Here is a 19610-nt window from a genome sequence, read left to right on the forward strand (position 1 = left end):
TTGCCAAAATTATAAATACCCGCGGGAGAAGTCATGAATATCAAGCAGAAGCTGACCTGGGCATTTGCCGCCATCGCGTGCGTGCCGGTGATCCTGGTGGCCGTACTCGTCGTGCTGAACCTGCGCGAGGGGGCCCTGGCCAATTTCCTCGACAGCAGTGGCCGCGAGATCCGCCAGATCGACAATGGCATGAAGCAGTTCTTCGACGGCATCAGCCAGAACGTCGAATACGTGGCCAAGGACCCGCGCGTTGTCGCGGCCAAAGGTCTGAAGAGTTATGCCGGTGCCGACGCCGCGCAAATCCCCCTCACGGAAACAAACCAGCAGTTGCTGGAGATTTTCGACCAGTTCGCCAAAAGCCACCCCAGCACCGCCTACCTGTCGCTGGGCTTGAGCGACGGCGGCTACGCCAGTTGGCCTGACGACACCAAACTGAACAACTACGACCCACGCGTGCGCCCTTGGTACAAGGCCGCCATCGCAGCACCAGGCAAGACCGTTCGCACCGGCGCCTACTACTGGGCACCGGACGATGTGTCGCTGATCGGCACCGTGCACACCGTCACCGATGCCACCGGCAATGTGCTGGGCGTGGTCGGCCTGGACGTATCGCTCAAGCAACTCACCGAGTTGGTGAGGAACATCAAGCTTGGCGACAGCGGCTACCTGATGCTGGTCGAAGCCAACGACAATGTGCTGGTGGACCCCAGCGATGCCAAGCACAACTTCAAGCCCCTGGCCGACCTCGGCGCCAATTACGCCGAGTTGGCCAAGCGCGGTGATGGCGTGAGCCAGATCGACATCAATGGCGTGACCTACATGGCCAACGTGGTCAGTTCAAAAGATCTGGGCTGGCGCTTTATCGGTTTGATCAAACGCGATGAAGTGATGGCTCAAGCCTCGAGCCTCACTTGGCTGATCGCCGCCATCGCGGCGGTATTGGCCGTCATCTTTGCGATTGTCGGCGCAAGCTTCGCGCGGGTGATCGTTCGCCCGATTCGCGGTGTCGCCGATGGCCTGCAAGAGATTGCCGAAGGTGAAGGTGACCTCACCCGCCAACTCAAGGTAGAGGGCAAAGACGAAACCGCCAGCTTGGCGGGCTGGTTCAACCAGTTCCTGAGCATGATCGCCCAGTTGGTGCAGCGCATCGGCAGCGCCTCCTCCGACCTGCAAACTGCCGCCGCCGATACCAGCGAAGTCGCTCACAACATGAACCAGGCCGCCGGGCGCCAGCGTGAAGCGGTAGAGCTGGTGAGCACCGCCTTCAACGAAATGGTTGCCACCGCCAACGAAGTCGCTCGCTCCTGCAGCGCAGCTGCGTCGAGTGCCGACGAAGGCTACCGCGATGTGCACGACGGCCAGCAGCACATCGGCGAAGCCACCGGCAGCGTGCTCAAACTGAGCGAAGACTTGCAGCGTTCGACCCAGACCATGCAGTTGCTCGAGCAGGACAGCAAGAACATCAACACCATCCTGGACACCATTCGCTCGATTGCCGAACAGACCAACCTGCTGGCGCTCAACGCGGCTATCGAGGCCGCACGCGCCGGTGATCAGGGCCGTGGCTTTGCCGTGGTCGCCGATGAGGTCCGCGCCCTGGCCCGGCGTACGGCCGACTCCACCGGTGAAATCGACAGCCTGCTGGGCAACCTCGCCCGCCGTACCCAGGAAGTCACCCAGCAGATGCAAGGCAGCCTGTTGGTGTCGCACACCAGCGTGGAACGCATCCAGCAAGCCCGCGACAGTTTCGACAAAATCCGCGGCTCGGTGGACTCGATCCGCGACCAGAACACTCAGATCGCCACCGCCGCCGAAGAACAGCACCAAGTGGCCGAAGAGATCAACCGGCACATCGCGCAGATCCATGCCGATGCGCAGTTGGTCGAAGGCTTTGCCCACTCGGCGCAGACCGGGTCGGGCCGGTTGACGGATATTTCGGGTCAGCTCAAGGGTTTGGTAGGCCGGTTCAAGTTCTAGGCAACATCCACCTCGGCTCGCCTGCGGGAAGCAGGCGAAGGCCCCGTGTATTCGCTACTATGTGCAACAGTTTCCCGCCCATAGCCAAGCCGATCCGGAGCCTTAATGCCCAACGCCAAGGACACTGCCCACGACAGCAGCGCACCGATGATTCCCGAGCAGCGTCGCGAACAAATCCTGCGACAGTTGCGCAAGCATCAGGTGATGAGCGTGCACCAGTTGATGGAGATGTTCGACTGCTCGCACATGACCGTGCGCCGTGATATCGCACTGCTGGAGCAGGAAGGCCGGGCGTACTCCGTCACCGGTGGGGTAAGGATCGCCAGCCAGTTGCACAGCGAGCCCAGCCATCAATCCAAGGCCGTGGTGGAACTGCCGCAAAAGCAGGCCATGGCACGCCTGGCGGCGCGACTGCTGCACGCGGACATGACGGTGTATCTCGACGCCGGCACCAGCACGCTGGAGATCGTGCCGTACATCAAGGCGCTGTCGGGGATGACGGTGGTGACCAACGATTTCGGAATCGTGCAGGCACTGATGGACACGCCGCACGTGACGGTGATTCACACCGGCGGCCAACTGGATCATGACAACCATTCTTCCGTCGGCGGGCTGGCCGTGGCGACCTTGCGCCAGGTGGTGACGGACATCGCCTTTGTGTCGACCAGTTCCTGGGACCTGCACCGCGGCATCACCACACCCTCGGCGCTGAAGGTCGAGGTCAAGCAAGTGGCGATGCAGTCAGCCGCTCAAGTGGTGCTGGTGGCGAGCAGTTCCAAGTACGGCACGTTCAGCATGTACCGCATCGCCGGGCTGGAGCCGTTCGACGTGATCATCAGCGACGACGACCTGGCCCCGGCGGCGGCAGATGGCATCCGTAAGCGCGGCATCGAATTGATGCTGCCAAGCGATCCGCCGCTGGCTTGATCCCAGTTGCAAGCTGACCTTGCGCTATCGCAGCATAGGTATCTACACATCTTTTTTATGGCTTGGGCTTTGTGGTTGTCGCGGGGCCGCTGAGTACATATCCGTTGTTTGGGTAACGGCGGCTTATGGTTTCGCCCTTACGGCGACTCACTTTGGAAAAGCCGGAATGCCGGCCCAGCCCAAAGTAAGCAAAGGGCTCTTGCCCCACCACTCGGCACCTCGCTAATGCTCGGTGTGCCCGCACTCCGGCACGGCTGCGCGGGTCGCCGCGATGGGCCATCCCTGGCCCCGCGCGGCTAAACCGGCATCCTTGCGGCCAGCGTGGTTTAACGGGGCGCCTAAGATCAAGATCAAAATCAACAGCACGGCGGCCTGAAAGCCGACCTGAGTGGTGTAGATCAAAAGCGGTAAAACATGTGGGAGCGGGCAAGCCCGCTTCCACATTTGGATCTCCATACATCAGGGAAACTGCAATCTGCCCTGCTTCTGATCTGGCCTTTGCTCCACACCACTCAGGTCGGCTTTCAGGCCGCCGTGCTCTGCTTTTGATCTGCTGTTGATCTTGATCTCAGGCGCCCCATTAACCACGCTGGCCGCACGCAGGCTTGAATCCGTGGGTAACCCGGCAGGACGCCGGGTTAGCCGCGCTGGGCCAAGGATGGCCCATCGCGGCGGCCCACGGATTCAAGCCTGCGTGCGGGCACACCGAGCCACAGCGAGGTGCCGAGTGGTGGGGCAAGAGCCTTTTGGTTACTTTTGGGCTCCTTTCAAAAGTGACCCGCTGTAAGAGCGGAACCAATAGCGGCCGTGACCAAAACAACGGATATGTACTCAAAAATCTACCTAAAGAAAATGGCCAAGCGCCAAGAGCTGTGTAGATACCTATGGCTATCGCAGGCAAGCCAACTCCCACATTTTTATCGCTGTTTGGTCCGACGTAGCTCAGCGCACCTTCCAGTCCCGCAACCATTGCAACCCAGCCGAGGTATCACCCTTTGGCCGGTACTCACAGCCGACCCAACCGTCGTAGCCCAGTTGGTCCATCAGCTCGAACAGGTACGCGTAGTTCAACTCGCCCAAGTCCGGCTCGTGCCGATCCGGTACACCGGCAATCTGGATATGACCAATGCCGTCAAAGTCGCGGCGCAGCTTGGTGGCCAAGTCGCCTTCGACGATCTGGCAGTGGTAGCAATCGAACTGCACCTTGAGGTTGCTCGCGCCGACTTCGCGGCGGATGGCGTGGGCCTGGTCCTGACGATTCAGAAAGAAGCCCGGCATGTCACGGGTGTTGATCGGCTCCAGCAAGACCGTGACACCGACCCTGGCCGCAGCGGCGCTGGCGTAGGCGAGGTTTTCCAGGTACACGGCGTGGTGGCGCTGGCGCAGGGCTTCCGAGGGCAACAGGCCCGCCATCACATGTACGCGGTCGTTGCCGAGCACCGCTGCGTATTCCAGGGCGCGGTCGAAGCCGATGCGAAACTCGGCCTCACGCCCCGGCAACGTGGCGATGCCGCGCTCCCCCGCAGCCCAATCGCCCGGCGGTGCGTTGAACAGCGCCTGGACCAGGCCGTTATCACTCAGGCGCTGCTTGAGTAGCTCAGCGCTGTAGTCATAAGGGAACAAATATTCCACCGCATCAAAACCATCGGCTTTCGCGGCGGCGAAGCGATCCAGGAATTCATGTTGCGGGTAAAGCATGCTCAGGTTGGCAGCAAAACGAGGCATATAGGCTCCCAAGAGTTAGACAAAAGGCCAGATCAGCAGGGTGATAACGAAACCCAAGGTGCCGAGCAAGGTGGTAATGACGGTCCACGTACGCAGGCCGTCCGCAACGTTGAGCCCAGCAAGCTTGGTGAAAATCCAGTAACCGGCGTCGTTGATATGCGACATCGCCAGCCCGCCACCGCCCATGGCCAGGCACAACAGCGCCAGGTGGTTGGGCGTCAGGTTGAGGGTGACGATCAGCGGGCTGATGATCCCGGCCGTGGTCACCAGCGCCACGGTGGTGGAACCCTGTACCGCACGCAGCAACATGGTCAGCAAAAAGCCCAGGGCCAGCACCGGCAAACCGGTTGTACGCAGCATGTCAGAGACTACCGCGCCGATCCCGGTGTCCACCAGCACCTTGCCGAACACCCCACCGGCGCCGGCGATCAGGATCACCATGGCCACACCCGGTAAAGCCGAGCCAATCACGTCCGAGACCTGGCTACGGCTCCAGCCACGTCGCGAACCGAGCAACCAGGCGCACAACAACGTATCGATCAGCAGCGCCACCAACGGCGCGCCGAGCACCGTCATTACGCCACGCAAGGTTGATTCGAGGGGTAGCAGCGAGGTGGCCAGCGTCCCCAGCAGGATCAACACAATCGGCAGCAGAATCAGGCTGACGATCAGGCCGAAACCTGGCGCGGGGGCTGGCGGCAGTTTGGCGGCAATCGCGCTGGTGGACTCTTCCAGGCCCATATGGGACTCGGCCACAGCAGCCTGTTGCGCTGCCTGATGGTTGCCGTTGGTCCAGGCTTTCAAGTCTTCGTTGGTCACGTGCGGGCCATAGACTTCGGCGCGGATATCGTCGGTCATCGGGTAGAAGCGCCGAGTCATGCGCCCCGCCACGCGGTAGCCGATGTAACACAGCAGAGCGGTAATCGGCAGGCCGAACATCAACACCCGACCCAGGTCCGCGCCCAATTGGCTGGCAGCGGCCACGGCCCCCGGATGCGGCGGCAGGAACGCATGCACCGTGAGCAATGCGGCACACATCGGCAAGGCAAACACCAGCAACGGCTTGCGTGCCCGGCGCGCCACGCCGTAGGCCAGCGGCATCAGGATGATCACCCCGACTTCAAAGAACACCGGCACGCCGATGATGAACCCGGCGATGGTCAACGCCAGCGGCGTACGGCTGTTGCCGAAACGCTCGATCAGCGATTTGGCCAAGGCCTCGGCGCCACCGGACAGCTCAATGATCCGCCCGATCATCGCGCCCAGGGCAATGATGATCGCGATATGGCCAAGGGTCTTGCCCATGCCGCCTTCAATGGTCGCCACCAGATCAGCCGGTTTCACCCCGGCCACCAGCGCCACCACGATGCTGACCAGCATCAGCGCGACAAATGGCTGGAATTTATACTTGAGGACCAGGAACAGCAGCAGCGCGATACCCGCGCCGGCGGTCAACATCAGAATCAGTGGGCTCATTCGAAAATGTCCTGTTGTTATTGTTTTTTATGCAAGCCGGTCCCGTCGAGAGCCGTACCAAGCTCTCGCAGCAGTGCTTGCAGTGTCGGTTTACGGGTTACCAGTGCGCGCCGAACGTCTCGCGCAGTTCATCCAATGCAGCCTGATTCAGCGGTTCGGGTCTGGGGTTGCTCATCAACCAGAGCCGTGCGGTTTCTTCCAACTCCTCCAGCGCGTAGCTGGCTTTGGCCACCGAGCTTTCCCAAACCACCGGCCCCAGGCGCTCAAGCATTACCCCACGCACACGGTTGGCCAGTTGCGCGACTTGCTCGGCGACCTTGGGCGAACCGGGACGTTGGTAGCCGATCAGCGGAATGTGCCCGACCTTCATCACCTGATAGGGCGTGAGCGGCGGCAAGATATCGTCCGCGCGCCATACCCCGGCCAGAGTCAGCGCCACCAAGTGGGTGGAATGGGTGTGCACCACGCCGCCGACCGTTGGGTTGCGGTCATACACCTGGCGGTGCAAGGCCAAGGTCTTTGACGGTTTGTCGCCGGACACCCACTCGCCTTTCAGGTTGACCTTGGCAATACACGCAGGCTCAAGACGCCCAAGGCAGACATCAGTGGGGGTAATCAGCCAGCCATCATCGAGGCGTGCGCTGATGTTGCCGGCGCTACCAACGGTGTAGCCGCGCTGGTACAGGCTGCGGCCGACGTCACAAATTTCTTCGCGCTGGGCCTGCTCATTGGCGCCACTCATTGGGCACCTCCAGCCAGTTGTTTGAGGGCTTTGGCGAAGAAATCGCGACCACCGAAGTTGCCCGATTTCAAGGCCAGCGCCAGGGGTTCGGCGGAACTGCTCACCGTGGCCGGCACGCCTGGATCAATCTGCGCGCCAATCTGCAACAGGTTGACACTGAGGGCCTTGACCACCGCGCCTGAGGTTTCCCCGCCGGCGATCACAAAGCGCCGCACACCCTGCTGGCGCAAGCCATGTGCGATCTCGCCCAAGGCGTTCTCCACCAAGGCTCCGGCACGCTCGACGCCGAGCTGTTGCTGCACTGCCTTGACCTCGGCCGGGGTGCTGGTGGCATAGATCAATACGGTTTGCGCACTGTCACGGGCAAACGCCAGGGCCTGTGCCACCACCGGTTCACCGGCGGCCAACGCCAAAGGATCAATGCGCAACGCTGGGCGCCCCGCCTCGCACCAGGCCGCGACCTGGCCGAGGGTCGCCACCGACGCGCTGCCGGCCAACACGACTTCGCCACCGCTGACCGTCGGCAGTGCCGCCGCATCGAAATCACGCAGTTTACCGGCGCGACGGAAATTGCCCGGCAGCCCCAAGGCCAGGCCCGAGCCACCGGTGAGCAGCGGCAAGTCGGCGCAGGCGCTGCCCAGGGTGTAGAGGTCCTGATCCGACAGCGCGTCGGCGATGGCGATGCCAACCCCTTGTTCGCGCAGTTCGGCAATCTTTTTGCGGGTTGCCTCAACGCCACCGGCAATAACGTCGTAACGCAGCAACCCGACCGGTAATGAGGTCTGGCTTTGCAGCACACGCACGAGATTGGCGTCGCCCATGGGCGTCAACGGGTGGTGCTGCATGCCTGACTCGTTGAGCAACTGGTCCTGGACGAACAGGTGCCCACGGAAAATCGTCCGGCCGTTTTCCGGGAACGCCGGGCACGCCAGGGTGAAATCGCTGCCCAGCGCCTTGAGCAAGGCCTCGCTGACCTGGCCGATGTTGCCGGCTGTGGTGGAATCGAAGGTCGAGCAATACTTGAAGAAGATCTGCTCGCAGCCCTGCTCGCGCAGCCATTCCAACGCGGCCAGGGACTCCTCGACCGCCTGCGCGACCGGCGTAGTGCGTGACTTCAGGGCGATGACAATCGCATCCGCATCCAGCCCGGCCGCCACTTCGCGACTGGGGATGCCGATACTTTGTACGGTGCGCATGCCGCCGCGTACGAGCATGTTGGCAAGGTCGGTGGCGCCGGTGAAATCGTCGGCGATGCAGCCCAGCAATGGGCGTGCGGTAGGGTTAGTCATGCAGCGTTCCTCAAACAGGCTCGGGCTTGGCAGTCGGCAGGTTGATGCCCGGGAAAATCTTGATCACCGCCGAGTCGTCTTCGCGACCAAAACCGGCGCTGGAAGCCTGCATGAACATCTGGTGCGCAGTGGCCGACAGCGGCAGCGGGAATTTGCTCGCACGGGCGGTATCGAGTACCAGGCCCAGGTCCTTGACGAAAATGTCCACCGCCGACAGCGGCGTGTAATCGGCCTTGAGAATGTGCGGCACGCGGTTCTCGAACATCCAGGAGTTGCCGGCACTGTGGGTGATGACCTCGTACAAGGCGTCGGCGTCCACCCCTTCGCGCAGGCCCAGGGCCATGGCTTCGGCGGATGCCGCGATATGCACCCCGGCGAGCAACTGGTTGATGATTTTGACTTTCGAGCCCAGGCCATGCACATCGCCCAACCGATAAACCTTGCCCGCCATGCCGGCCAGTACGGCTTCGGCCTTGGCATAGGCGGCTTGCGGGCCGGAGGTCATCATGGTCATCTCACCGGCTGCAGCCTTGGCCGCGCCGCCGGAAATCGGCGCATCCAGATACAGCAGGCCTTGGTCAGCCAGGCGCTGGCCCAGCTCCACGGCGTAAGTCGGCGCCACAGTGGCGCAACCGATCACCAGGCTGGCGGGACGCAACGCGGCGGCGGCGCCCCCTTCGCCGAACAATACGGTTTCAGTCTGCTCGGCGTTGACCACCACAGTGATGATCACATCGCAGGCGTCCGCCATCTGCGCCGGCGTCGTACACGCCACTCCGCCCTCACCCGCAAACTGCTGGGTGACGGCGTCACGCACGTCACAGGCATGCACATTAAAGCCTGCACGCAACAGCGAGCGGGCAATGCCCAGCCCCATCGCGCCCAGACCAACTACACCGACATTCTTATTATTCATGGGGTACTCCAGGGGAAAACGGCGGCTGGCACCACACCGGCGAGCCGCGTTGGAATTGAGACTGATCATCCACCAATGATCGTATTATGTGAAGTATTTTTTCAATCTAACATTTTTTAACATTGCATCGTCTGACCCAACGCGTCCCGGAAAAAACTTCACCCTCTGCTTAACTCACCACTGCCCATCCACCTAATACTTAGGTAGCATCGCAACTATGTACTAACCAGTTACTTATCTTGCTAAAATCCCGGCTTTGCCACTCACCTTCGAGTCCTGTCGACATGAATAGAGCATCGCGCGCCGCTGGCGCCTCAAGAATTCTCCTGCTGGGCCTGGGCGTCGTCATCGCCCTGCTCGGCGTGGCCCTGGCCGTCGGTGGCGCCAAACTGGTCGGCCTGGGAGGGTCCTGGTACTTCCTGATCGGCGGCGTGGCGATGGCCGTTTCCGGTCTGTTGATTGCCCGGTGCAAACCGGCCGGTGCCTGGTTGTTTGCGGCGTTCCTGGTCGGCACGGTCGTTTGGGCGGTGGCGGATGTGGGTATGGTGTTCTGGCCACTGTTCTCGCGGCTGTTCATGTTTGCGGCAATCGGCATGGTGGTGGCGCTGGTGTATCCGCTGCTGGCCGGTAAGCCTGCACGCGGCGCTTATGGCGTTGCCGCCGTATTGGCGGTAGGCGTGGCGGTGGCGGCGGGCAATATGTTCGTCGCACACCCGAGCGTCGCACCGACCGGTAACGGCCCTGGCCTCACGCCGGTGGCCCCGGCCGACGCGCAGAAAGACTGGACCCATTACGGCAATACCGAAGGCGGCAGCCGCTTTGCCGCGCTGGACCAGATCAACCGCGACACCGTCAACAAGCTCAAGGTCGCCTGGACCTACCACACCGGTGACGTGGCCATCAGCGACGGCAACGGTGCCGAAGACCAACTGACGCCCCTGCAAATCGGCAACAAGGTGTTCATCTGCACGCCGCACAACAACCTGATCGCACTGGACGCCGACACCGGCAAAGAGCTGTGGAAGAATGAGGTCAACGCCAAGTCGGCGGTGTGGCAGCGCTGCCGGGGCATGGCGTATTTCGACGCCACCGCGCCGATCGCCCAGCCTACCCAGCCGAACAGCTCGCCGATCATTGCCGCCAACGTTGCGGCCGGTGCGCAATGCCAGCGTCGCCTGCTGACCAATACCATCGATGCGCGCCTGATCGCGGTGGATGCCGACACCGGTAAGTTCTGCGAAGACTTCGGCACTCACGGCCAAGTGGACTTGAAAGCCGGCCTGGGCGATGTCCCGGACAGCTACTACCAATTGTCCTCGGCCCCCTTGATCGCCGGCACCACCGTGGTGGTCGGTGGTCGCGTGGCGGATAACGTGCAGACCGATATGCCGGGCGGCGTGATCCGTGGTTTTGATGTGATCAGCGGCCAAATGCGCTGGGCCTTCGACCCGGGCAACCCTGAAGATAAACACGCTCCCGCAACCGGCAGCACCTATGTGCGCAGTACGCCTAACAGCTGGGCGCCAATGTCGTATGACCCGCTGATGAACACGGTATTCCTGCCGATGGGCAGCTCGTCGACCGACATTTACGGTGTGGAACGCACCCAGCTAAACCACAAATACGGCGCTTCCGTGCTGGCGCTGGACGCCTCCACCGGCACCGAAAAATGGGTGTACCAGACCGTCCACAATGACCTGTGGGACTTCGACCTGCCGATGCAGCCAAGCCTGATCGACTTCACCCCGCCGGGCAGCGACAAGGCAGTACCGGCGGTGGTGATCGGCACCAAGGCCGGGCAGATTTATGTACTCGACCGCGCCACCGGCAAGCCGCTGACCGACGTCAAGGAAGTACCGGTCAAGGCCGCGAACATCCCCAACGAACCTTACTCGCTGACCCAGCCTAAATCGGTCGGCATGCCGCAGATCGGCGCGCAAACCTTGACCGAATCGGACATGTGGGGTGCCACACCGTACGACCAGTTGCTGTGCCGCATCGACTTCAAAGGCATGCGCTACGAAGGCCTGTACACCGCGCCGGGCACCGATAAATCGCTGAGCTTCCCGGGTTCCCTGGGTGGCATGAACTGGGGCAGCATTTCCACCGACCCGGTACACGGCTTTATTTTCGTCAATGACATGCGCCTGGGCCTGTGGATTCAAATGATACCGTCGCAGAACAAGGCCCAGTCCTCGTCCGGCGGTGAAGCGCTGAACACCGGCATGGGCGCCGTGCCGCTCAAAGGCACGCCTTACGCGGTGAACAAAAACCGCTTCCTGTCCGTGGCAGGCATCCCGTGCCAGGCGCCGCCGTTCGGCACCCTGACCGCCATTGACATGAAGACCCAGAAAATCGCCTGGCAAGTGCCGGTCGGCACCGTGGAAGACACCGGCCCATTGGGCATCCGCATGCACCTGCCGATCAAAATCGGCCTGCCGACCCTCGGTGGCACCCTGTCGACCCAGGGCGGCCTGATCTTTATCGCCGGCACCCAGGACTTCTACCTGCGCGCCTTCAACAGCGGCAACGGTGATGAAATCTGGAAAGCCCGCCTGCCCGTCGGCAGCCAAGGCGGCCCGATGACCTACGTCTCGCCCAAAACCGGCAAGCAATACGTCGTCATCACCGCCAGCGGTGCGCGCCAGTCGACCGACCGTGGCGACTACGTGATCGCCTACGCCCTGCCATAAACCCCTTTTACGCGCGGTGCCCCGCACCGCGCTTTCTGCTTGGAAGACCCCGCATGACCCCCACCTCTCATACATCCCTTGGGCGCCTGTTGCTGGGCCTGGCCTTGGGTGCCGCCCTGCCCGTACAAGCCGATGACACCACCCTGACCGGCGACTGGGGCGGCCTGCGCCGTGAGCTCGACGAGCAAGGCGTACGCTTCACCGGCGATTACAGCGGCGAGACCGCCTACAACGCCGACGGTGGCCTGCACCGCGCGGCGCGTTACTCGCAAAACATCAAGCTGGGTGTGCAATTCGACCTCGGCAAGCTATACGGTCTGACCAACGGCGATCGCATCCAGATCACCATCAACGACCGTCGCGGCCAAAGCGCCTCCGAGGACCTGGTAGGCAACCGCCTGCCGATCCAGGAAAACTACGGTGGCCTCTACACCCGCCTCACCGAGTTGAGCTACGAGCGCACGCTGTTTACCCCGGCGCTGAACGTGAAGCTCGGCTACATGGCCATGGGTAATGACCTCGGCGGCCTGGACAGCGGCATCCTGTGCAATTTCATGAACGCCAGTTTCTGCGGGCACCCGCTGAACATGTCTGGCGGCAGCGGTTGGACCAACTACCCGAACGCGCGCCTGGGTGCGCGGGTGAAATACGACTTCTCGCCGTCGTGGCAACTGCGCGTGGCGGCGTTTAATGTCGACCCCGAGAGCAATGGCAACTCCAGCCGCGCCTGGACCCTGGAGCCAAAACACACCACCGGCACCGTGGTGCCCATCGAATTGGTCTACAAACACGCGGGCACGCTGCCGGGTGAATACAAGCTCGGGTATTACTACGACAGCTCCAACGTCAAACGTGTCGACAGCAACAAGGAGGTCAGCGGGCGTGGCGGTCACTACCTGCTGATCGACCAGGCAGTGTGGGCCTCACAATCATCCCAGGGCCGGGTTCTGCATGCCTTCGGCCAATACTCGGCCGCCAGCGAAGCCGCCTCGCCGTTCACCCAGTGGTATGGCGCAGGCGTGGTGCTGTACAAGCCGTTCGAAGGTCGACCACGCGATACCGTCGCCCTGGGTTATGGCCGTGCAGTGCCGAACCCGCGTAGCCGTGATGTGCAGGAACTGGCGGCGTTTAACGCAGGAACGGACTATCCAAACCTGAACAATGCCGAGCAGTTGATCGAGCTCAGTTACGGCTACCAGGCCACGCCTTGGCTGACCTTGCGCCCGGATGTGCAATACATCATCGAGCCGGGGGCGTTTTCCGGGAAGAACATCGACAATGCGTTGGTGCTGGGTTTGCAGGTCAAGGCCACGTTCTAAGCCGTGCCCTGCTGATATTCGCGCGGCGTACACCCGAACTCGCGGCGAAACACCGTGTGCAGGTACTGCGCCGATTTGAAGCCGCAACTCGTAGCAATGTCGGCAATCGCAAGGGCCTGGTTTTCCAGGCCCTTGGCGGCGGCGGCGAGTTTGAAGCGCAGGATTTCATCGTGCACGCTGCAACCGCGTACCTTGCGAAAGTGTGATTCCAGGGATGAGCGCGACACGCCGACATAGGCCGCCACTTGGGCGGTCTTGATGCCCTGGCAAGCGTACTGCCGGATAAACAGCAGCGCCTGCATCACATAAGGGTTGCCCAACGGCTGATGCAAGCTGGACGCCTGCACGTTAATCGCATCCGGCGGCACGAGGATCTGCGTGCCCGTGCCGGGTTTGCCATGCAACATCTGATGCAGGAGCGCTGCCGCCGTGCGGCCCATGGTCTCGGTGCCCTGGACCACCGAGCTCAGCGGCACCCGCGTGAGGGTGCGGGTCAGCGGGTCATTGTCGATGCCGATTAACGCCACTTCTTCCGGCACGGAGATGCCGGCGGTGAGGCAGGCTTGCAGCAATTGCCGGGCGCGGGCATCGGTGACTGCAATAATGCCTATGGGTTTGGGCAGGCTTTGCAGCCAGGCGATCTGCTGCTCTACCGCGCTGTCCCACAACGGTGCGCTGGTGCCCAGGCCGCGATAGACCTCGACGTGCAAACCATCACGCTGCATCAGGCGGCGAAAGGCTTTCTCGCGCTCCTGAGCCCAGCGATTGGCCTCGGCTGGCGGCAGGCTGAAACAGGCAAAGCGGGTCAGGCCGGCTTCGATCAGGTGTTCATAAGCCAATTTGATCAACGCGTAATTATCCGTGGCCACATACGGAATGCCTTTGGGATAGGCGCGCGCATCCTCGTAGGAACCACCCACCGCCACCACCGGCAGCTTGATCCCAGCCAACGCCTCGCCAATCAGTGGGTCGTCGAAGTCGGCAATGATGCCGTCGCCCTGCCAGCGCTCAATGCCTCTGAGGCGGCACAGAAAATCCTCTTCGAGAAATAAATCCCAGGACGCGCGGGTGCTGCTCAGGTAATTGCCGATGCCGGTGATGATGCCGCGGTCGTAGATTTTGCTGCCGTTGAACAACAGGGCAATGCGGTGGACGGGCGGTAGGGTTTTCATTGTTTTTATCCTGAGGCCGGTCGCCACAGACTAAACCTCGTCACTCAAAATCGCACTACGCCTTGGTGATTTTCATAATCGGCAGGCCAGGTGCCGTTGCTAGTATCGAGACACCGCCAAGAACAATAAGGAAATCGCCATGCCGTACTTCCCCGGTGTCGAGAAGATTCGCTTCGAAGGCCCCAGCAGCGACTCCCCTCTCGCCTTTCACCACTACGACGCCAACAAACTCATCCTCGGCAAACCCATGCGAGAGCACCTGCGCATGGCGGCCTGCTATTGGCACACCTTTGTCTGGCCGGGGGCGGACATGTTCGGCATGGGCACCTTCAAGCGCCCCTGGCTGCGCAGCGGTGATCCGATGGAGCTGGCGATCGGCAAGGCCGAAGCCGCCTTTGAGTTTTTCTCTAAATTGGGCATCGACTACTACAGCTTTCACGACACGGACGTCGCCCCCGAAGGCAGTTCGCTCAAGGAGTACCGCAACCACTTCGCGCAGATGGTCGACCACTTGGAACGCCACCAGGAGCAAACCGGCATCCAGTTGCTGTGGGGCACCGCCAACTGCTTCAGCAACCCACGTTTTGCCGCCGGCGCCGCCAGCAACCCGGACCCGGAAGTGTTCGCCTACGCCGCCGCCCAGGTGTTCAGTGCAATGAACGCAACCTTGCGACTCAAGGGCTCCAACTATGTGTTGTGGGGCGGTCGTGAAGGTTATGAAACCCTGCTCAATACCGACCTCAAACGCGAGCGCAAGCAGCTCGGGCGCTTTATGCGCATGGTGGTGGAGCACAAGCACAAAATCGGCTTCAAGGGCGACCTGCTGATCGAGCCCAAACCTCAGGAGCCGACCAAACACCAATACGATTACGACAGCGCCACGGTGTTCGGCTTCCTGCATGAGTTCGGCCTGGAACACGAGATCAAGGTGAACATCGAGGCCAACCACGCGACCCTGGCCGGGCACAGTTTTCATCACGAAATCGCCACCGCCGTGTCGCTGGGGATCTTCGGTAGCATCGACGCCAACCGTGGCGACCCGCAGAACGGCTGGGACACCGACCAATTCCCCAACAGCGTCGAGGAGATGACCCTCGCCACCTACGAAATCCTCAAGGCCGGTGGTTTCAAGAATGGCGGGTACAACTTCGACTCCAAGGTCAGGCGCCAAAGCCTGGACGATGTCGACCTGTTCCACGGCCATGTGGCCGCCATGGACGTGCTCGCCCTCTCCCTGGAACGCGCCGCCGCGATGGTGCAAAACGACCGCTTGCAGCAGTTCAAGGACCAGCGCTATGCAGGCTGGAACAAGCCATTGGGCCAGGCGGTGCTGGCGGGAGAGTTCAGCCTTGAATCATTGGCCGAGCACGCCTTCGCCAACGCGCTGAACCCACAGGCCGTGAGTGGTCGCCAGGAGATGCTTGAGGGTGTGGTCAACCGCTATATCTATGGCTGAAGCGCTGTGACATTTGCGCGACAAATCTGTGCACAGAGCGTCGAAGGACGCTCTACAGTTCTACCGGCATCACGCTGTGTCTTTCCAACAACAATAAAAGGACGCACCACCATGAAGTCATTCAAACGTACCCTGCTCGCCACTGCCCTGGCCCTGCTCGCACTCCCGGTCATGGCCGACCCCGCCCACCCGAAGATCGGCTTTTCCATCGACGATCTGCGCCTGGAACGCTGGTCACGCGACCGCGACTATTTCGTTGCGGCGGCAGAAAAGCTCGACGCCAAAGTCTTCGTACAATCCGCCGATGCCAACGAGCAGAAGCAGATTTCCCAGATCGAAAACCTGATCTCCCGTGGCGTGGACGTGATCGTTATCGTGCCATTCAACGCGACGGTACTGACCAATGCGGTCGCCGAAGCCAAGAAGGCCGGGATCAAAGTGGTGTCTTATGACCGCCTGATTCTCAACGCCGATATCGACGCCTATATCTCCTTCGATAACGAAAAAGTCGGCGAGATGCAGGCCAACGGCGTGCTGCAAGCAGCGCCCAAGGGCAATTACTTCCTGCTCGGCGGCGCCCCCACCGACAACAACGCCAAAGTACTGCGCGAAGGCCAGATGAAAGTGCTGCAACCGGCCATCGACAAGGGCGACATCAAGATTGTCGGCCAGCAGTGGGTCAAGGAATGGAACCCTACCGAAGCCCTGAGCATTGTCGAAAACGCGCTGACCCGGAACAACAACAAAATCGACGCCATCGTCGCCTCCAACGACGCCACCGCCGGCGGTGCAATCCAGGCCCTGGCCGCACAAAAGCTCGCGGGCAAGGTGCCGATCTCCGGCCAGGATGCCGACCTCGCGGCCGTCAAGCGCGTGATCGATGGCACCCAGACCATGACCGTGTACAAACCGCTGAAGCTGATCGCCTCGGAAGCCGCCAAGCTCTCGGTGCAACTGGCACGTAACGAGAAACCCATCTTCAGCTCGCAATACGACAATGGCAGCAAAAAAGTCGACACCATCCTGCTCACGCCGACCCCACTGACCAAGGCCAATATCGACCTGTTGGAGAAAGACGGGTTCTATACCAAAGAGCAGATTGCCGGGCAGTGATCGTCATGGCCGACTACCTGTTGCAAATGAACGGCATCGTCAAATCCTTTGGCGGTGTCAACGCTCTGAATGGCATCGATATCAACGTGCGGCCGGGGGAATGTGTCGGCCTGTGCGGTGAGAACGGTGCCGGTAAATCGACCTTGATGAAGGTGCTGTCAGCGGTGTATCCGCACGGCACCTGGGAGGGTGAAATCCTCTGGGACGGGCAGCCGCTCAAAGCCCAATCGATCAGCGAAACCGAGGCCGCCGGCATCGTCATCATTCACCAGGAACTGACCCTGGTGCCCGACCTGTCGGTGGCCGAGAACATCTTCATGGGCCATGAGCTGACGCTACCAGGCGGGCGCATGAACTACCCGGCGATGATCCATCGGGCCGAAGCACTGATGCGCGAACTCAAAGTGCCGGACATGAACGTCGCGCTGCCGGTGTCACAGTACGGCGGTGGCTACCAGCAATTGGTGGAAATCGCCAAGGCCCTCAACAAACAGGCGCGCCTGCTGATTCTCGACGAGCCCTCCTCGGCCCTGACCCGCTCGGAAATCGAGGTACTGCTCGACATTATCCAGGGCCTCAAGGCCAAGGGCGTGGCCTGCGTGTACATCTCCCACAAACTCGATGAAGTGGCGGCGGTGTGCGACACCATTTCGGTGATTCGCGATGGCAAACACATCGCGACCACTGCCATGGCCGATATGGATATCCCGCAGATCATCACCCAAATGGTCGGCCGGGAAATGAGCAACCTCTACCCTACTGAGCCCCATGAGATCGGCGAGGTTATTTTCGAGGCGCGCAACGTCACCTGCTACGACGTCGACAACCCCAAGCGCAAACGCGTGGACGATATTTCGTTCGTGCTCAAGCGCGGTGAAATCCTCGGCATCGCAGGGCTGGTGGGCGCCGGGCGTACGGAGCTGGTGTCGGCGTTGTTCGGCGCCTACCCAGGCCGCTACAGCTGTGAAGTCTGGTTGGAAGGCCAGGTGATCGATACACGCACGCCGCTCAAATCGATTCGCGCCGGGCTGTGCATGGTGCCCGAAGACCGCAAGCGCCAAGGCATCATCCCTGACCTGGGCGTGGGCCAGAACATCACCCTGGCCGTACTCGACACCTACGCCCACCTGACCCGCATCGACGCCGAAGCCGAGCTGGGCAGCATCGACCAACAAATCGCGCGCATGCACCTCAAAACCGCCAGCCCGTTTCTGCCGATCACCAGCCTGTCCGGCGGAAATCAGCAAAAGGCCGTGCTGGCGAAAATGCTCATGGCCAAACCGCGTGTACTGATCCTCGATGAACCCACGCGCGGGGTGGATGTGGGCGCCAAGTATGAGATCTACAAGTTGATGAACGCCCTGGCGGCCGAAGGTGTGTCGATCATCATGGTGTCCTCGGAGTTGGCCGAAGTACTGGGGGTGTCCGACCGCGTGCTGGTGATCGGCGAAGGCCAACTGCGTGGGGATTTCGTCAACCAGGGCCTGACCCAGGAACAGGTGCTTGCCGCCGCGCTTAGCCATAACAATAACGATCGGAAGACCGCGTAGATGAATCAGGTCAAACATCTTTTTACCCGCTACAAAATGCTCGCCTTGGTGATCGCCGTGGCGTTCATCTGGCTGTTTTTCAGTTGGCAGACCGAGGGCGGATTCGTGACGCCGCGCAACCTGTCCAACCTGCTGCGGCAGATGTCGATCACCGGGATCCTGGCATGCGGCATGGTGCTGGTGATCATCAGCGGCGAGATTGATTTGTCGGTCGGGTCGTTGCTGGGATTACTCGGCGGACTGGCAGCGATTCTGGATGTGGTTTATCACATGCCATTGCTGGCCAACCTGAGCCTGGTGGCGCTGTGCGGTTTGATGATCGGCCTCGCCAACGGCTATATGACGGCTTACCTGCGTATCCCGTCGTTCATTGTCGGCCTGGGTGGCATGTTGGCGTTTCGCGGGATTTTGCTGGGGATCACTGGCGGCACGACCATTGCGCCGGTCTCGCCGTCGCTGGTGTACGTGGGTCAGGGATATTTACCCCACTCAGTCGGCGTCGGACTCGGCGTATTGTTATTCGCCTTGACGCTTTTTTTGACCTGGAAACAGCGACGCAACCGCGCCCTCCATGGCCTGGCCGCGCACGCCCTGGTGCGTGACCTACTGCGTGTGGCGTTGATCGGCGCGGTGCTGGCCGGGTTCGTCACCACCCTCAACAGCTACGACGGCATCCCCGTGCCGGTATTGCTGCTGCTGGTGCTGCTCGGCGTATTCAGCTACGTCACCAGCCAAACCGTATTCGGCCGCCGCGTCTACGCCGTGGGCAGCAACATGGAAGCCACGCGCCTGTCGGGTATCAACGTGCAGGCGGTGAAATTGTGGATATTCGGCATCATGGGCGTGATGTGCGCTCTTGCGGGCATGGTCAACACTGCCCGCCTCGCCGCCGGCTCACCCTCAGCGGGCAACATGGGCGAACTCGACGCCATCGCGGCGTGTTTTATCGGCGGTACGTCCATGCGTGGTGGTTCGGGCACGGTGTACGGCGCGTTGCTCGGAGCGTTGGTGATCACCAGTTTGGATAACGGGATGTCGATGCTGGATGTGGACAGTTATTGGCAGATGATCGTCAAGGGCAGCATTCTGGTGCTGGCGGTGTGGGTGGACGTGAGTACGCGGGCCGGGCGACGCTGAAACGCTGAACTGCATTTTTACAGCCATTGGAGACAGTGCTGCCGAAGGCGGAACGGATTGGTCTGCCCCTGAGACGGGTTGTCTCAAAGCGAACCGTTCTCGGGAACTTGTAAAACCA

General features: G+C 61.5%; 13 protein-coding genes and 2 pseudogenes. 9 read left to right on the forward strand and 6 right to left on the reverse strand.

What is annotated here, in order from left to right:
- Positions 1-33: 33 nt before the first annotated feature.
- From BFL40_RS34675 to BFL40_RS27965, 3 genes and pseudogenes are all read left to right on the forward strand, one after another.
- Positions 34-1113: pseudogene (locus tag BFL40_RS34675) on the forward strand (HAMP domain-containing protein); the annotation flags it as partial.
- 327 nt (positions 1114-1440) lie between these two features.
- A pseudogene (locus tag BFL40_RS34680) lies at positions 1441-1977 on the forward strand (methyl-accepting chemotaxis protein); the annotation flags it as partial.
- Between the two features lie 105 nt (positions 1978-2082).
- Complete coding sequence (locus BFL40_RS27965) at positions 2083-2904, forward strand: DeoR/GlpR family DNA-binding transcription regulator (RefSeq protein ID WP_071486969.1); 822 nt, start codon at positions 2083-2085, stop codon at positions 2902-2904.
- A gap of 942 nt (positions 2905-3846) precedes the next feature.
- Here the strand turns inward: BFL40_RS27965 and otnI are convergent.
- The 5 genes from otnI to ltnD all read right to left on the reverse strand — a co-directional run bounded on the left by otnI (position 3847) and on the right by ltnD (position 9121).
- On the reverse strand, positions 3847-4629 hold the full coding sequence (otnI, locus tag BFL40_RS27975) for a 2-oxo-tetronate isomerase (protein WP_071486971.1): 783 nt from the start codon (positions 4627-4629) through the stop codon (positions 3847-3849).
- A 15-nt stretch (positions 4630-4644) separates the two neighbouring features.
- Positions 4645-6105, reverse strand: a complete 1461-nt coding sequence (locus BFL40_RS27980) for a GntT/GntP/DsdX family permease (protein ID WP_071486972.1) — start codon at positions 6103-6105, stop codon at positions 4645-4647.
- 97 nt (positions 6106-6202) lie between these two features.
- Complete coding sequence (otnC, locus tag BFL40_RS27985; protein ID WP_071486973.1) at positions 6203-6847, reverse strand: 3-oxo-tetronate 4-phosphate decarboxylase; 645 nt, start codon at positions 6845-6847, stop codon at positions 6203-6205.
- On the reverse strand, positions 6844-8136 hold the full coding sequence (gene otnK, locus BFL40_RS27990) for a 3-oxo-tetronate kinase (RefSeq protein ID WP_071486974.1): 1293 nt from the start codon (positions 8134-8136) through the stop codon (positions 6844-6846). The genes otnC and otnK overlap by 4 nt, the downstream gene beginning before the upstream one ends.
- Before the next feature lie 10 nt (positions 8137-8146).
- Positions 8147-9121 (reverse strand): L-threonate dehydrogenase, encoded by a 975-nt coding sequence (gene ltnD / locus BFL40_RS27995; protein ID WP_256254497.1) that lies wholly within the window; start codon positions 9119-9121, stop codon positions 8147-8149.
- 215 nt (positions 9122-9336) lie between these two features.
- Between ltnD and BFL40_RS28000 the strand changes: the two genes are divergently transcribed.
- Positions 9337-11745: a glucose/quinate/shikimate family membrane-bound PQQ-dependent dehydrogenase gene (locus BFL40_RS28000; protein ID WP_071486976.1), complete on the forward strand. Its 2409-nt coding sequence runs from the start codon at positions 9337-9339 to the stop codon at positions 11743-11745.
- Positions 11746-11798: 53 nt separating this feature from the next.
- Positions 11799-13064: a carbohydrate porin gene (locus tag BFL40_RS28005; protein WP_071486977.1), complete on the forward strand. Its 1266-nt coding sequence runs from the start codon at positions 11799-11801 to the stop codon at positions 13062-13064.
- Here the strand turns inward: BFL40_RS28005 and BFL40_RS28010 are convergent.
- Positions 13061-14236 carry a XylR family transcriptional regulator gene (locus tag BFL40_RS28010; protein ID WP_071486978.1) on the reverse strand — a complete coding sequence of 392 codons (1176 nt, stop codon included), beginning with the start codon at positions 14234-14236 and terminating at the stop codon, positions 13061-13063. The two genes, BFL40_RS28005 and BFL40_RS28010, sit on opposite strands and share 4 nt — an antisense overlap.
- Positions 14237-14375: 139 nt before the next feature.
- On the opposite strand from BFL40_RS28010, the gene xylA reads away from it, so the two are divergent.
- The 4 genes from xylA to BFL40_RS28030 all read left to right on the forward strand — a co-directional run bounded on the left by xylA (position 14376) and on the right by BFL40_RS28030 (position 19492).
- Entirely contained in the window at positions 14376-15692 is a 1317-nt protein-coding gene (gene xylA, locus BFL40_RS28015; protein WP_071486979.1) for a xylose isomerase, read from the forward strand.
- A 111-nt stretch (positions 15693-15803) separates the two neighbouring features.
- A complete protein-coding gene (xylF, locus tag BFL40_RS28020) occupies positions 15804-16805 on the forward strand; it encodes a D-xylose ABC transporter substrate-binding protein (protein ID WP_071486980.1) in 1002 nt (333 codons plus the stop codon).
- Positions 16806-16810: 5 nt separating this feature from the next.
- Positions 16811-18355, forward strand: a complete 1545-nt coding sequence (gene xylG, locus BFL40_RS28025) for a D-xylose ABC transporter ATP-binding protein (RefSeq protein ID WP_071487233.1) — start codon at positions 16811-16813, stop codon at positions 18353-18355.
- A complete protein-coding gene (locus tag BFL40_RS28030) occupies positions 18356-19492 on the forward strand; it encodes a sugar ABC transporter permease (RefSeq protein WP_071486981.1) in 1137 nt (378 codons plus the stop codon).
- The last annotated feature ends 118 nt before the right edge of the window (positions 19493-19610 follow it).

This window comes from Pseudomonas costantinii (assembly GCF_001870435.1).
GTDB classification, from domain to species: Bacteria; Pseudomonadota; Gammaproteobacteria; order Pseudomonadales; family Pseudomonadaceae; genus Aquipseudomonas; species Aquipseudomonas costantinii.

Coding starts and splice junctions, on each gene's coding strand:
- BFL40_RS27965 (WP_071486969.1), top strand. CDS start 2,083: ATGCCCAACGCCAAGGACACTGCCCACGACAGCAGCGCACCGATGATT.
- otnI (WP_071486971.1), bottom strand. CDS start 4,629: ATGCCTCGTTTTGCTGCCAACCTGAGCATGCTTTACCCGCAACATGAA.
- BFL40_RS27980 (WP_071486972.1), bottom strand. CDS start 6,105: ATGAGCCCACTGATTCTGATGTTGACCGCCGGCGCGGGTATCGCGCTG.
- otnC (WP_071486973.1), bottom strand. CDS start 6,847: ATGAGTGGCGCCAATGAGCAGGCCCAGCGCGAAGAAATTTGTGACGTC.
- otnK (WP_071486974.1), bottom strand. CDS start 8,136: ATGACTAACCCTACCGCACGCCCATTGCTGGGCTGCATCGCCGACGAT.
- ltnD (WP_256254497.1), bottom strand. CDS start 9,121: ATGATCAGTCTCAATTCCAACGCGGCTCGCCGGTGTGGTGCCAGCCGC.
- BFL40_RS28000 (WP_071486976.1), top strand. CDS start 9,337: ATGAATAGAGCATCGCGCGCCGCTGGCGCCTCAAGAATTCTCCTGCTG.
- BFL40_RS28005 (WP_071486977.1), top strand. CDS start 11,799: ATGACCCCCACCTCTCATACATCCCTTGGGCGCCTGTTGCTGGGCCTG.
- BFL40_RS28010 (WP_071486978.1), bottom strand. CDS start 14,236: ATGAAAACCCTACCGCCCGTCCACCGCATTGCCCTGTTGTTCAACGGC.
- xylA (WP_071486979.1), top strand. CDS start 14,376: ATGCCGTACTTCCCCGGTGTCGAGAAGATTCGCTTCGAAGGCCCCAGC.
- xylF (WP_071486980.1), top strand. CDS start 15,804: ATGAAGTCATTCAAACGTACCCTGCTCGCCACTGCCCTGGCCCTGCTC.
- xylG (WP_071487233.1), top strand. CDS start 16,811: ATGGCCGACTACCTGTTGCAAATGAACGGCATCGTCAAATCCTTTGGC.
- BFL40_RS28030 (WP_071486981.1), top strand. CDS start 18,356: ATGAATCAGGTCAAACATCTTTTTACCCGCTACAAAATGCTCGCCTTG.